This window comes from Ruegeria sp. D4 (assembly GCF_056534475.1).
Genome location: NZ_JBQFPJ010000007.1, coordinates 1 through 13,929 on the forward strand (window position 1 = coordinate 1; position 13,929 = coordinate 13,929).

The window sequence follows — 13,929 nt, forward strand, 5'->3', positions numbered from 1 at the left end:
ACCGGTACTTTGACAGACGCATGGCCAGTGTCTCCGGGTGAAGAATGGTCAGCTGGTTTTGGTGGCGTGATGGACACCGAGCTATCAGTACGATTTACATGAGGCCTTGGTAGAGTGGTGACGCCGACTGCACCAAAGAAAAGTTGCTCTCAATAGCTGACCATGATGGTCTTCCACTGGTTCCATCAATTCTGGGAAGCAAATTACACGATGCTATCCAAATCAGATTACATGATGTTTCTCAGGCACCCTGCCTGGCTATGGATCAAAAAACACGCCAGGCATCTGTTGCCGCCAATTGACCCCTCATTGCAAGCACGCTTTGACGAGGGGCACGCGTTTGAGCCTTATGCAGAGGAGCTTTTTGGTGATCTCGTTCGCCTCGGTTTTTCAGATTTTTCTGAATACCAAGCTCTGCCTGCACGCACTCTGGATGCTTGGAGAGATGGTGCGAACGCCGTGGCTCAGGGACGCTATGAAGATGGAACCATAACTTGCATCTCCGACATCGTGAGCCGCAGCGGCGATGGGTACGTTCTGACAGAGATCAAGAGCGGGACTTCTGCAAAGCCCGAACACACTCTTGATCTCGCATTCCAACGTGTCGTGCTTGAGGCAGCCGGGTTCCCCATTACGCGCTGCGAAGTGGCACATGTGAACCGTGACTACGTCAGAAACTGCGAAATCAATCCTCAAGAGCTTGTCAGCATCACTGACATCACGGATGCGGTGACTGAGCAGCTCGAAAAAACGCGCACGCGTATCGATCAGGCATTGAGTATCGTTGCCAGCGGTACGATGCCTGATCCGTCCCCCGAACGTGCGCGCCTTAAATCCTATGGTGAATGGCTGGAGATCCGCGAAAAACTCGACCCACCTCTCGCGCAGGACAGCATCCATCGCCTTCCGTTCATGAATGCGGAAAAAGCCTCGGAACTCATCGTAAATGGGATCACAAAGATTGACGAGATCAGCGATCCATCTGTGTTGGGCAAGTCGACGCAACGCTACTTGAGAGCTACGGCGAATGGTGGGCGCACAATCGATCATCAGGAGTTGAACAGGTTTCTGAGCGAGATTGTGTATCCGGTTTATTATTTTGACTACGAGACGTCCCAGAGTTTGCTGCCACCCTGGGACGGAACGCGTCCCTATCAGCAAGTGGCTTTCCAGTATTCCTTGCATGTCCAGCATGAGCCTGGCGGAGAAATCGAGCACAGGGAGTATCTCCACCGAGACGCCAGTAATCCGATGCCAGCCTTGCTTAAAAGACTTCGTGAGGACATGGGAGACGTCGGCTCAATAGTGGTTTGGTATGCGCCTTTCGAGAAATCGCGCAATACGGAAATGGCGGAAACTTATCCAGAGCACGCAGAATTTCTAGAAGACTTAAACGCTCGCGTTGTAGATCTTATGAAGCCGTTTGCAGATGAAGTGATCAACGATCCCGCGTTCAAGGGAAGCGCCTCTATCAAGGCCGTTCTTCCAGCGTTTTTGCCAGAACTTTCATACGATGATCTGGACATCAAAGAGGGGGCGAGCGCGTCTCGCCTTTGGAAGGACGTAACACTGACCGAACCGGATGATCCAGCGCGCGAGAAGGTCTATTCTGATCTTGTGGCGTATTGCACGCGCGACACCTGGGCGATGGTCGCAATTCATCGGGAATTGTTGGCGATGTGAGGTGTGCCGCGAACCTCAAAACAACTGGCGGTGCTGCTCCCCTACGAGACTAGGCGATTTGCCGGAGTTACGGCGCCCCCAAGACTTAATCTTGCCAATCCAGCCGATACAAAACGTGGTGACCGCGTAGACCTTTCAGGAGTCTGGGTTCTATTTCAGAAAATGAGAAATCGGTTCGTCCTCCGACCATGGCGCGAGTCGCATCTGAAACAAGTATCTCGCCCGCCGCACCAACGGTCGTTATGCGTGACGCTTTATTGACCACCGTACCGAAAAAATCTCCACGAGATTGCACGACATCACCAGTATGAATCCCAATCCGAACACCGAAGGATGGCTCCGCGGATGCCGATGCAATGGCCCCCTGAATCTTAATAGCGGCCGTTAGTGCTTCTTTCGCGGACGGAAAGACGGACAACGTTCCGTCTCCAAGGGATTTCACGAACTGGCCATGATACTTTTCAATGATCGCCGCCAAGATTTGGAAGTGGTTTTCGATCAGCACCGACCAACGCTGATCGCCCAACGCCTCCGCCAACGTTGTACTGCCCTCTACATCAGTGAAAAGTACTGAAGCCAAACCTTCGGTTTGGATCAGATCGGGTCCATCTTCACGCGCAGCATCAACCAGTTTTTGGATGGCCAGCTGTTCTTTACCCACGAGTTCAATATTTGGAGTTGGCACTGAAGCGTGGCGATTGATGATCTTCCAGGCTGCTCCCTCCAGGACAAAAATCAGAACTGTGCGGTAGAAGACGGCTTCATCAAAGCCGACAAACTGAATCTTGTGGACGAAGGATGACCATCCCGTTTCTCCGTTTTCGAAGGCCTCAGCTTCAACTTCTTCGAAAACGACGGGTGCCGGGATCTCCGCAAAAAATCCGCTAACCCCATCGCGAACTGCTTGCCCGCTCCAGAACTCACCTTCGCCTGTCCCAACGAACCTTAGTTCATCTGCTTTCGACAAAAAATCCTGCAACTCGTCAGTATTCTTCTTTGTTCTGAGTATTTCATACCAACGCCTCGAAACTGCCAGCAATTCAGGTGAGGAACGTATCATCACAAATTACTCGAGACGCTAAATGGAATGAGACTTACAAGGTCTTGCAACCGGTATCTCCATTTTTCGAAAGATGCAGGTCAATGCTGCCGCTGAGGTTTGGTCAGATCAAGACTTTTGTATTTCTCCAGAACGGAGCGCATCAGACGCAGATAAAAAGACGCGCGTCGGTTCAGAGCGAACTATCGACGGAGTTTCTGAGTTCGATTCCGGATTACAGGGTATCGAATCGCTTCGCTGTCTGAGAGCTACTCGACGCTGTACTGACCAGCAAAATAACATGCATCAGTGTATCGGGCACACGCTAAGCTAGAAGGTTCCCAGAACTACGCGGTGAATTTCTAAGTACAGCACGCTCCGTCTTGACATGGTTATGCGAACTGGTTCAGCTTGCGGTCATGACGTTCACACGCATCCACTGCCATCGAATATCGGCCTGAGGTCGATAACCCACGCAAAATCCGTGGGAGGCAGCATTGGTATGCGGGCGAGGCTTATATCCTTGTAATTGCTCCAGATTAGAGTGCACGAGTCGGTTCGATTCCGACGCCTCCTACCATCCTCAGGAGGTGTCTGACATGGCGGGCGACGTCACGAACGCAATTGATTTCAAAGACATCAAACAATCGGTCGAGGAGAGCCTCGGACGATGTGATGTGGTTGAAACAGCTACAGAGGAGGAACTACTGGCCGAGATCGAACGCCGGCGAAGAGCTGGTCTACTGCCCAAGGGGACCTCGAATGATGGCTTCTCAGATCTGGTTGATGATCTCTGGGGCAAACTCGATACAGACCCAGACCGCTAGTACAGTTACCTGCCGCCATTACCCAATATTTTACATACGAAGTCTTATATGGCGACTGTCGTTGTAGTAGTGCGCGCTTCTTCTAAGCGCCTCTCCTGCTAGGAACCAAAGCGCCCCGGACAAGCATTTCGCCAACACTGCTCTGCGGAACCATGTACTACCAGTCTCTACGATGAGCATGGTTGACCGCAACCAGCCTGAAGCAGGCATTCACAATCACGCTTTTCAGTTTTGCACCAAGCCATTCACTAGGACATGCGCGACGTCCAGGAAATCATGTTGTCTGCTGTAAACGACTGAATTGGGCTCGGTGCCATCGTTGTCTGCTGTTAGCATGATTGGCCGCACGCAGCCCAAAGCCGACACTCGAAACTAGACTTTTCAACTCCCTAGTTGCGAACGAAGTGATCGTTGGCCGATTGCCGCTGTCGGCTAATTCTTAAGGCGTTCCCAAACCAAAATACCCCTTCCTTCCTTTCCCCCGAACACGACCTCTTCCGCCGTCAATTCCAGTAGCTCGCCGATTGACGCCATGGTTCGCAATTTGTCCTGCCCAGCCCAAGATGCTTCGGTCGAAGCATGAACTCGGTGCCGAACGACTTCGCCTTCAATTGACCAATCACCGCAGTACGAGAAGTAGCTTGGGTAGTCACGTGAGTTGGTTCCCTCAACATGGGTGTCGGGGTTCCATAAGTGAGCCGACATGAACCCATCGCCCGCGTAGACGATGCGGCCTTGCGGGTTGTCGCCGTAGGGTTGGAGAGTGGAGCCGTCGTCAAACTCCGCGACGAAACTCTTCAATACCCATGTCCCGATGATCGAAACGTTCGCGCTCATACTGACAAGGCTAACCCAGCAAATGGCTGCCCGGCAACGGCTGGTTGAACTTAGAACTGCCGCTACCTGCGGTCAGCATCATTGGCCGCTCGCAGCCCAATTTGGACCTTCGCAACCAACCTTATCGGTTTCGGGTATACCAATGGAGCTGACTTTTGCCCGGGACTACACCTGATACCAGTTTTCGACGTCTCGGACGACTTCCTGGACTGTGAAAGCAGCCTCTACCTCTGCGACAGCACGTTGCACTTCGTTTGGGCTTGCACTGAGTTCCATGATGTTCGCATTCAGGTCATGGGCTGACCCGGCATCTGAATAAATCGTATCGACCGCAATTCTGACGGCGTTTCGGTGTTGCAGCAGGTGCTCAAAAAATCGGACATAGATCGCCTCCTCATACGGAGAATGGGTGTCAACCTTAGAGACTAAGCCCAATTCAACAGCCTTGGCGCATGTTAGGCGCCAGGCCAGTTCCATTGTCGGTGGAGGCGCATCTCTGGCCTCATCAGGATGTTTTGGGTTCGCAAACGTTGACCTTCGGATGGCTTCGAGATCGGCACGCAAGCTTTTTGTGGGAACAGGATAGATGAATGTGGTTTCCTCGGATGCTAAGGTTGGTTCAACCTGATCCGGCTGCACCTGGATGAACTCGGAAAACCTGTTTCCGATGATAGGGACTTCACCGACAATCATGTCTGTGGGGTCGGTATTCTCTACCAGCCATCGCGCCAGGGCTCTCCGCCCCCACAATCCAGCGGCCCTTCGTACCAACGGATGAGTTCCATCTGAAACATCTGGATAACTCTCGAGTATGTCTTCGGTCTGAAACGCCGCGAGCCCCGTGTCCCAACGCATGATATGCACACGACGTCCCAAGGAGATCGCAATGGATATCTGCTGACGCAACAGGAACGACTTTCCAGATGCTGGTAGTCCGGTGAAGAAAACCATGCGACAACGACGTGCAGCGTCGGTCAAGTGTTTTCCAATCTCAGAGTCCGCGAAACTGTCGATAGAAATTGCGAATCTCCTAATTCGGTGTCGGCCACAGGTCTAAACGGCAATCGGGCTTTGCTGCCCAAAAACCGTTTCCAGAACGTGACCCTAAAAACTAACTTAGCAATACCAGGTGCAATATTGCTGACACGCGCTCCAATGCCGCCTGATCAGTCAGTTGCGAAGCAATAAAACAGGCCCGCCCCGCCAGAACGTGGCAGATGTTCCTCCCCGCAACCGCGCGAGCCGTGCGATGAGTTCCAGGACAACATGTTTCGAGCATCGTTGAGACCTACACGGTCATGGTGCCCAACAATCGCAGACCCGTCTTCACTATTCGAAGTCCAGTTGCTGCACGTCGTATCGCCACCTGCCGTCGAAAAGTGTCCTGCGGAATCGGAGCCTGTCAGAATGTCATGTTTGTTCGGCTGACTGCCACGCCCATTGACAGGGTTACCATTCTCGTCGAGCGCGGTTTGAAGATTGATATTCACACCGTCACTGTGCAGGTCTTCAACATTGTTGGCGATAAGCTCTCCATCGGCATTATACCAAGGGCCCGACCCGATCCGGTCGCGCGCAGAAATGCCATTGGTGATTGTCATCGGGTCGGTGCTGCGATCAATGGACATTGAGGTGCTCAGGTAAGCTGCAAAGGATTTGGAAGAACCGGCCGCAGAAGAAAGCGCATTGCAGTGAGCATCGGCGCCTTCTAGCCCGCCCAGATTGGCGCCGTCCCCCTTACCCACACTGGTTATGAAAAATGACATCTCCTCACTCGCCGATTGAGCCTGTGCAGCCATTGCGAAACAGCAGATTACGAGTGCAGCAACCCTATGGGCAGTTGTTCTATTAGTGAACTTCGACATGTGTGTCTCCCTTCGTGCTGAGTAATCACTGATGCTAGTCGTATGCTCTGATTGGGTCCACGGAATAGCGCTCACGATTTGTAGAATACAGCAGCGAAGCCTGCCAAACACGTGATTACTGAATATCGGCTGGCACAAACTTTGTGGCGGACTTTTGTTACCTCCGCAGCAACAAGAAAATTTAGTTCGTCCGACATTTTCGCCGCTGGGTCTGCGAGCGCCCGGTTTGAGGAGCACTCTTTCGCTGCGCTGGGATTGAACGCCTAAAACGCGGATACCTATGACTTATTGCACATACGCGTCTAAGATAAGTCCATGGTCTCACCCTCAAAGCCAAAGAGTGGCCATGTTCGAGAAAGGAGCAACCAAAATGTTGTTTGCTGATGCGCTGGAGAAAGCTTCTTCGTATGCTGCTGCGTGGAGTTCCAACGATCCGGCACAGGTAGCAGCACATTTCGCAGAAGACGGGGCGGCTCGGCTCAATTCCGGCGCGGCGATACAAGGTCGGGAAGCAATTGCTTCGGATTACGCAGCCCCGTTCTTCCGCGATTTCCCTGGTTCTTCCGTGTTGCTGCATGATTTTCGTTTATCAGGGAACCACGCTCTCTTTACCGGTATGCTCGTCGGTCCCGGAAGGCGTGAAAATTCTCCTGTTCGCCTGTTGGGCTGGGAGGAGTGGACCCTCGACGACAATGGCTTGATACAGTTGTCTTTGGTTTGGTTCGACCGCGACGACCATGCCAGACAGGGCGGCGGTACTTTCTCATAGTGATATCGCCACGCAAAGCGGGCATTGTAGCATCTGAAAGGCGCGGCAAAGCTGATCCTTAGCAAACGAAAACTCGTTTACGTATTTGGTCTAACTATGCTGAATACACTCGCAGCCAACTGTGACAGGTGCAGTACCTCCTACCAAATGCGTACCCAATTGCGATTGAAGTGAGATGGCAGGTGGGTTCCTATGGCATTCGTTGCCGAGGTGGTCACACAGTCTTCTGCACCTACTGCGGTAGGCGCAAGTGTTTGGGTATATATTGTTCCTCGCAGGTGACGGGTTTTCCGACGCTTTCAAAGCGATACCCAGTAGCGTGGAAGCAAATGCGACCGCCGCGGCGGTCATTCAGCCCGATGGTCCAGGCAAATTCGGAATAATCTATTCCGTGGATCCGAACTGGTTCTCTGGACCGGGTAATCCGGTCGATTGGCAGCGGTGTAACGGTCGATTTCGGAAACGAAAAGGAAACGAACAGATCGGAAACGCCCTCGAAACACAGATTGACCTGGGAAACGGAAAAACTGAATTGCTCGTTGTCCTGCCTGATCCACTCCTCAATGTGGTCGATATCGAGTATTAGTTCGCTCACCCAGTCATTGTTGTCTGGGTCAGGCGAAACCAATTTTAGGGCATAAATGGAATTGTCGTGGAATTCATGACTGACGTCCTGAAAGAGCCTCTGTCCGTTATCCATTGCAATCACTCGAATCCGAATTGTTGCTGACACGCTCGATTTCGGGGTTTCAGCCAGTTTAATATGTCACCATGCCAAAGGTAACGACAACAACGGAAGCTCTTGCAACTCAGATCATTGCTGCATTTGACGGCCTTGATCCACCTGCTGATGATGAACTGCTTCACCCCGAATGTATGGATGACGTGGATATTCTTGAATTCTACGGCGGGGTCAAATGGCATGAGATGACCGGTAAAATGATCGTATACAGTTACGCTGCCCCCACGGCTTTCAGCCCCAAAGCCTTTCAGTACTACTTGCCCGCGTATCTGATATGGACTCTGCGAAATTCAGACAGCCCGGAATATGCCAGTGAAAGCATTCTTCGGGCACTCGACCCCGGCACATCGAAAGAATTGCTGCACGAGTTCCGGAAGTCCAAGTTCAACCAATTGACGCCTGCACAGAAGGAGGTCGTGTTGAGGTTTCTGTACCATTTCAGCGACCACCCTAATCTTGGTGAATTTGCACAAGCCGCATTGATTAACTACTGGATAGAATAAGGCATGTGGTTACCGGTTTGATGATATCTACGTATTTGATGTGGGTCTTCGCAGCGCTTTTTGTCGTAACCGGTTTGCCGTTGGCATTGACTGAGGATGAGCAATGGCAACGGCTATGGGGGATCCAGTGCGCTGTCTCTTGGCCTTTTTGCTTTATCGATGGCAGCAGATGGTTTGCTTAGAGGCCAGATTAGAATTCACTTTTCGATTATCCGCCGCTCCAGCCAGTCGCGTTTGTTCTTCAGCGCCATAGCATTGGTGTTCGCAGCCGGCGCCGGAGTCATCATTGCTGTTGTTTGGGCGATTTTCTTTAAGGATTGGTAAGATTTGCCCAGCACGGTGTGACTTAAGAACCCATAGGCCAATTTAGACTGAACGAATACGACCGTTGCGATTTTGTTGGTTTGTCAATTTTCCCTGTTTTCGAACCAGTCGAACACCATAGTACCCCACTCCATTGAGAAGGAAGTATTGTAGCCTACAGCATTGCACATTCAGCGGGTGCAGACGGAAAAGCCCTAAACCGATCACCCGAGTGGAGCACATGGATGACGGAAGGGTCGGCATAACCTCCGGATGTTTACAACAATCAAAACGGGTAAATTGGGCTCAGTGTTGCCGTTCTCCGCAGCAAGCATGATTGGCTGGTCCCAGCCCAAAGCGGACATTCAAAATCGAGCTTTGCATCAACTATGCCTTGAGACAAAGCAGGCGAACGCTTGGGGAAACCGCGCATACAGCCAGTATTCGGGGTTTTGAAAACCTTGTTATTCGGGCAATCCACCAGCAACCATCGCACCAAAATACCGGTCCTGGTCCTCAGTATGCATAAAGGGTGTGTTTCTGTGTGTAGAAACACGGAAGTCCGGCCGGATTTCGAGTAATTTCTTTGCTTCAACCTGAGCATCTTCCAGACGTCCCATTTCAGCAAGGGTTGCAACCAAGATTCGGCGCGGAGGAAGCGACTTTGGATAAGTTGAGACACCGGTTTTTGCCAGCAGAATTGCCTGTTCGTAATCTCTGACTAGGAATTGAGAAAGGGCCGCGTTAAAATTGTACCAGCCGGGATAACGTGGGTTGACCTTTTTTGCCTTGTTGTTCCACTCAATCGCTTCGGCTGGCTCACCCATAAGCGACCTTAAAAAGCCCATACCATATAGGACCTCAGGATCATTGGGGTTCTCCCTTATTGCCCGCTGAAATGCCTGGTACGCGAGTTGATGATCGTGGTCTGCAAACAAATGTAGCTGGCCCAAGCGGTGTTGAACGCGATAGTCCGATTGATCCAGTTCTAACGCACGCTGTGCGTGCCTGCGGGCTTTGTTCAGCGCGGTTTCTGGATCGTCCGACCCACCAAAGCGCCAAAGGCTAAGATAGCGACCGCTCAGTTCAATATGGGCAGAAAGGTAGTCTGGATCGAGCACTATTGCTCGTTCCAGAAGTTCTATTGCCTCTTTCCGACTCGCAGTATTCAGCAGCTTGCTTTTGGCGACAGCCCTCAGAAAAAGTTCATACGCTTCTAGATCATCGGTTGGCCGTTTCCTAAGCGACGCGATTTCTTCTTCCTCAACTACTATTTTCAGGGTGGATGCGATTTCCCGAATAAGGTCGGCCTGAGCGGAAAACAATTCTTCGACGCCAACGTCATATTGTTCCGACCATAGAGCGTGCCCCGACTCTGTCTCTATCAGTGTTGAGTTAATCGAAATATTCTCGCCAACGCTCTGAACGCTACCTGACAAAACATATCGCACACCGAGCTCTCGACCAATTTCTCGCGGTTTGACCAAGCTGTCCGCAAAGGTAATCGAAGTAGAACCAGCAATCACAAATAGCTGTGGAAACTTCGAAAGCTGCGTCGTGATTGCTGTTCCAAAACCTTCTGCCAGATAGCCGACCTCTTCAACTGTTGAGCGGTTCTCAAAGGGCAAAACGACGATGGACGGTTCGTCTGGGATGGCAAGCGCCAACTCCTCTTGTTCGGTCAGGGGTGCCACATCTCTGGATCGCCACCATATGACCGCAACCAGCACCAAACAGATGCATGCTGCACCGATTAGAGTTGGCGCCCACTTGGACATGTGTGGTTTCGTATGCACAACTGGCTCTGAAATAGCCAAAGCCTTGGCCTTGTCATCCAGAACGACTTCGAAGGCTCGGACTGGTCTCTCTATGTTCTTGACTTCGGTCTCACCCAGATCCTCGAAATTCAGATCCAGCTTGTCCTGCACCTGGTCCCTTACGCTGCGGTGAATGCAAATACCTCCGGGCTCAGCCAAGCCTTCAAGTCGAGCGGCGACATTGACGCCATCACCATAAATGTCTCCATCCTCGGCAATCACATCTCCGATATTGATGCCGATCCGAAACACAATTCGTTCGCTTTCTGGAACGTCCGAATTTCGAGAAAGCATTTCGTTTTGAACAGAAACGGCAAATTTCATTGCCTGTACGGTGCTTTCGAACTCCAGCAGCGCACCATCACCCATTAGCTTGATTGTCTTGCCGCCAAAACTCGCCGCAAAGGGGTCAATGAGTTCCAGCCGATGCGACTTTAGTGCAGCCAGCGTCGCTGCCTCATCGCGTTCCATCAGCCGCGAGTAACCCACGACGTCAATACTCAAGATAGTGGTAAGGCGGCGTTCCACTTCCGTTCTCCCCTACGCCGAAGATTATCCATCCTGATCTATTGAATCCATAGTTCTGCTATTCGCCCTATACCAAATCGCATATTTGTGGCGCCGGTCAGGCTTCGACAAAGTCAGATTTTTCATGACGGAGACCAAGCATGGTAACCAATAGACGCTGACACTGTGTGGGCGATGAGGTGGTGCGTGGCGGTGTGGAGTATTCGTCATGCAAGCTTTAAATCTACCCGTCATTCGAGTTGGCCGATCTGCGTGGAACAAAGGTCGGGTTATTGGCCAGAAGCGCCCGCTTTTGCCAAGGCATGTCTGGGCAATACGCGTTCGCTTAGAAATTTCAGAAGATTATAGGAACTTAGCACTCTTCAATTTAGCAATAGATAGTAAGCTCCGTGGTTGCGATCTTGTTCGCCTGAAAGTTGCAGACGTATTTGCCGCTGGACAAGTAAAGGAACGCGCGTCTGTCAACCAAAGCAAGACAAAGATACCCGTTCGTTTTGAAATTAGTAGTGGTACGAGAAACTCGCTTTTGAATTGGCTGAAACAACCTGCAATGAAAAGATCCGAGTACTTGTGGCCAGGGCGTTTTCAGCATCGGCTGCATATTTCTACTCGTCAGTACGCGAGGTTGGTTCAGTCATGGGTCGCTTCGGTTGGGCTTGATCCCAGTCAGTATGGGACCCATTCAATGCGACGCACAAAAGTGGCGCAGATTTATCGTAGAACAGGTAACTTGCGAGCCGTGCAGCTATTGCTTGGTCACACCAAGATGGACAGTACAGTGCGTTACCTGGGTGTAGACATCGAAGACGCACTCGCCATCGCGGAAGCCACCGAGGTTTAATCTATCAGGCCGCTTTCGAGCGGCCTTTTTTTGCGCGAACCCCGAGAGTAGAATTTTCAGCCCCAAAGCGGACATGGCGCAACTCAAGGCGAGGACAACTCGGCTGTTTGTCCTCCAAGCCTTTCGCGCAGACAAATGGCATAGTTCCCCAACGCTGAAACCGACTTCAAGCAAGGTCAGAAACCGACCCTGTTCATTTTCGCATGGTCTAAACACTTAGCGACCAGTATTAAACAGAAAGGAGGACAACACGTGGAGCGAAAGCTAGCGGCCATCCTGATTGCTGACCTTGTCGGCTTTACCGCTCGGATGGAGCGGGACGAGAAAGGCACGCTCGAAGTCCTTTCAGCGCACATTGACGATATTGCTGCTCCGCTTGTCGGTCGGTATTACGGTCGCATCGTCAAACAGATGGGTGACGGTCTGCTCGCCAGCTTCGACAGCGCAGTCGACGCCGTTTCCTGCGCGGTTGAATGGCAAAACGCATCAGCGGCAGGTAAGGACCCTCTCCAATTTCGTATTGGCGTTACTCTTGGGGATATAATCATGCGCGACGGAGATGTTTTTGGTTCCGGTGTGAACCTGGCGTCGAGACTGGAGCAGCTTGCCCCACCGGGCGGTGTGTTGGTGTCGGACGCCGTATATCGTGTGGTCGGAAATCGTATACCGGTTGCTTGGGAGGATGCTGGTCAGCACACAGTAAAGAACGTTGCCGAACCGGTACATGCTTGGCGCATTGGCGGGTCAAGCGCTGTATGCGCTAAACCGGATCGGCCTGAATCGTCAGGAACAGCCACTATTGCGGTCTTGCCACTGCACAACATGAGCGATGACCCCGAGCAGGCCTTCTTCAGCGACGGGATTGCGGAAGACATTATTGTGGGTTTATCGCGTTTTCGGACGCTTAAGGTTGTTTCCAGAAATGCGTCTTTCAGGTTCCGGACACAGGACACAGATCCGGCCAAAATCGCGGAGGCTCTCGGCGCTGATTACCTGGTTGAAGGCAGCGTGCGAAAGGTCGGCAGTCGCGTGAGAATCTCGGTACAGCTCGCTGACGCGGGTACGGGCACTCAACTCTGGTCGGATCGATATGACCACGAACTGGAAGACGTTCTGGCGGTTCAAGACGAAGTGGCTCGAAATATCGTCGCAGTGTTGCCGGGCAGGGTCCAGCACGATGTCGTCGACCGTTCGACACAGAAACCAACGGATCAGATGAAGGCCTATGAACTGATGCTCAAGGGCAAGGCGCTACGCGATGGTCTGAACGCACGAGATACGGCCAAGGCGAGAGCGTTGTTGGAACGAGCGGTCGCACTCGATCCGACCATCGCGCGATCTTATATGTATCTTTCAGATACATATGTCATAGATTTGTGGCTTGGGCTGGCGGACGCTGACGCACCGGCCCACACTTTGAAAATTGCCCGAAAGGGCGTGGCACTGGATAACCGGGACGTCTACATTCAGGACCAACTTGGTTTTTCCTATCTCTGTGCTGGCCTTTGGGATGAGGCAGAGGCACAATTCAACAAGACACTTTCCATGATAGAAAACGAGGCGGAGTCGATGGCATGGTGCGGCTACGCTTTCCTATTGCTCGGCTTGCACGAAAAGGCGCGCGAAGTAGTTTCGGAAGCGATGGCGCTGGACCCGCTACATCCGCCTGCCATCGACTGGATTATGGGGCAGGTCGAATTTTTCAACGGCAACTTTGAAGCAGCGCTTAGTTTTCTAATGGGAGCAGCGCGGCTTAACTCGTTGGCCACAGCATTTGTCGCCGCCTCCTACGCGCAGCTCAAACGGGAGCGAGACGCCTCTGACGCATTGCAAGAATTTGTTTCTGAACGTCACGATGAGTTCACAAGTCGAGGTATTGTGGTTGAGGATGATACGTTAGATAGCCTTACTCGCGGGTTTCGGTCTATGTGGCGGCGACCGGATGATTTTAAACTTCTCACCAATGGGCTACGGGCGGCAGGTATGACCGGCTGACGCCGACCTTTACTCTTTTGTCCTACCGCCGCGGCCTCAATTACGCGTTTCTCTGCGCCCTGTTTTTTCGGCCGATGGCAGCCCAAACCGGACATTCGCCCTAGACTGTGCAGTTTCGTAGAGCGCAACAAACCTGCCGTTCAACGGCCTCGCGTCAATGCGAGCAAGGTAACTTGAAGC

13 protein-coding genes and 1 tRNA gene are annotated in these 13,929 nt (G+C 52.1%); 8 read left to right on the plus strand and 6 right to left on the minus strand.

All coding sequences use genetic code 11. From position 1 onward, the window contains the following. Nucleotides 1-162: 162 nt before the first annotated feature. Complete coding sequence (locus ACR0MI_RS11585) at nucleotides 163-1,683, plus strand: DUF2779 domain-containing protein (protein WP_170817134.1); 1,521 nt, start codon at nucleotides 163-165, stop codon at nucleotides 1,681-1,683. An 85-nt stretch (nucleotides 1,684-1,768) separates the two neighbouring features. On the opposite strand, the gene ACR0MI_RS11590 is transcribed toward ACR0MI_RS11585, so the two are convergent. Continuing rightward, complete coding sequence (locus tag ACR0MI_RS11590) at nucleotides 1,769-2,743, minus strand: adenylate/guanylate cyclase domain-containing protein (protein ID WP_170517546.1); 975 nt, start codon at nucleotides 2,741-2,743, stop codon at nucleotides 1,769-1,771. Between the two features lie 465 nt (nucleotides 2,744-3,208). Here ACR0MI_RS11590 and ACR0MI_RS11595 point away from each other — a divergent pair. Both ACR0MI_RS11595 and ACR0MI_RS11600 read left to right on the plus strand, forming a co-directional pair. Then, nucleotides 3,209-3,302, plus strand: a tRNA-OTHER gene (locus ACR0MI_RS11595). Between the two features lie 19 nt (nucleotides 3,303-3,321). After that, on the plus strand, nucleotides 3,322-3,549 hold the full coding sequence (locus tag ACR0MI_RS11600; RefSeq protein WP_170817135.1) for a hypothetical protein: 228 nt from the start codon (nucleotides 3,322-3,324) through the stop codon (nucleotides 3,547-3,549). Nucleotides 3,550-3,981: 432 nt separating this feature from the next. On the opposite strand, the gene ACR0MI_RS11605 is transcribed toward ACR0MI_RS11600, so the two are convergent. The 3 genes from ACR0MI_RS11605 to ACR0MI_RS11615 form a co-directional block, all read right to left on the minus strand. Next, on the minus strand, nucleotides 3,982-4,386 hold the full coding sequence (locus tag ACR0MI_RS11605) for a lipocalin-like domain-containing protein (RefSeq protein WP_170517526.1): 405 nt from the start codon (nucleotides 4,384-4,386) through the stop codon (nucleotides 3,982-3,984). 165 nt (nucleotides 4,387-4,551) lie between these two features. Then, nucleotides 4,552-5,337 (minus strand): DEAD/DEAH box helicase family protein, encoded by a 786-nt coding sequence (locus tag ACR0MI_RS11610; RefSeq protein WP_170817136.1) that lies wholly within the window; start codon nucleotides 5,335-5,337, stop codon nucleotides 4,552-4,554. A 215-nt stretch (nucleotides 5,338-5,552) separates the two neighbouring features. Beyond that, complete coding sequence (locus ACR0MI_RS11615) at nucleotides 5,553-6,251, minus strand: hypothetical protein (RefSeq protein ID WP_216599838.1); 699 nt, start codon at nucleotides 6,249-6,251, stop codon at nucleotides 5,553-5,555. A gap of 346 nt (nucleotides 6,252-6,597) precedes the next feature. On the opposite strand from ACR0MI_RS11615, the gene ACR0MI_RS11620 reads away from it, so the two are divergent. Continuing rightward, nucleotides 6,598-7,020, plus strand: coding sequence for a nuclear transport factor 2 family protein (locus ACR0MI_RS11620; RefSeq protein ID WP_170517517.1), 423 nt, complete (start codon nucleotides 6,598-6,600; stop codon nucleotides 7,018-7,020). A gap of 232 nt (nucleotides 7,021-7,252) precedes the next feature. Here ACR0MI_RS11620 and ACR0MI_RS11625 read toward each other — a convergent pair whose 3' ends face one another. Continuing rightward, nucleotides 7,253-7,615: a hypothetical protein gene (locus ACR0MI_RS11625; RefSeq protein ID WP_170817137.1), complete on the minus strand. Its 363-nt coding sequence runs from the start codon at nucleotides 7,613-7,615 to the stop codon at nucleotides 7,253-7,255. A 176-nt stretch (nucleotides 7,616-7,791) separates the two neighbouring features. Here ACR0MI_RS11625 and ACR0MI_RS11630 point away from each other — a divergent pair, with 176 nt between their 5' ends. Continuing rightward, nucleotides 7,792-8,265: a DUF6714 family protein gene (locus tag ACR0MI_RS11630; protein WP_170517511.1), complete on the plus strand. Its 474-nt coding sequence runs from the start codon at nucleotides 7,792-7,794 to the stop codon at nucleotides 8,263-8,265. 96 nt (nucleotides 8,266-8,361) lie between these two features. Beyond that, nucleotides 8,362-8,589, plus strand: a complete 228-nt coding sequence (locus tag ACR0MI_RS11635; RefSeq protein WP_480854413.1) for a hypothetical protein — start codon at nucleotides 8,362-8,364, stop codon at nucleotides 8,587-8,589. A gap of 443 nt (nucleotides 8,590-9,032) precedes the next feature. On the opposite strand, the gene ACR0MI_RS11640 is transcribed toward ACR0MI_RS11635, so the two are convergent. Beyond that, nucleotides 9,033-10,913 carry a tetratricopeptide repeat protein gene (locus ACR0MI_RS11640; RefSeq protein WP_170517502.1) on the minus strand — a complete coding sequence of 627 codons (1,881 nt, stop codon included), beginning with the start codon at nucleotides 10,911-10,913 and terminating at the stop codon, nucleotides 9,033-9,035. Nucleotides 10,914-11,121: 208 nt separating this feature from the next. Between ACR0MI_RS11640 and ACR0MI_RS11645 the strand changes: the two genes are divergently transcribed. Further along, nucleotides 11,122-11,754, plus strand: coding sequence for a tyrosine-type recombinase/integrase (locus ACR0MI_RS11645; RefSeq protein WP_170517499.1), 633 nt, complete (start codon nucleotides 11,122-11,124; stop codon nucleotides 11,752-11,754). 252 nt (nucleotides 11,755-12,006) lie between these two features. Beyond that, the gene (locus ACR0MI_RS11650; RefSeq protein ID WP_170555188.1) at nucleotides 12,007-13,749 is read left to right on the plus strand and encodes an adenylate/guanylate cyclase domain-containing protein; all 1,743 of its coding nucleotides are present in this window, start codon (nucleotides 12,007-12,009) and stop codon (nucleotides 13,747-13,749) included. Nucleotides 13,750-13,929: the final 180 nt, after the last annotated feature.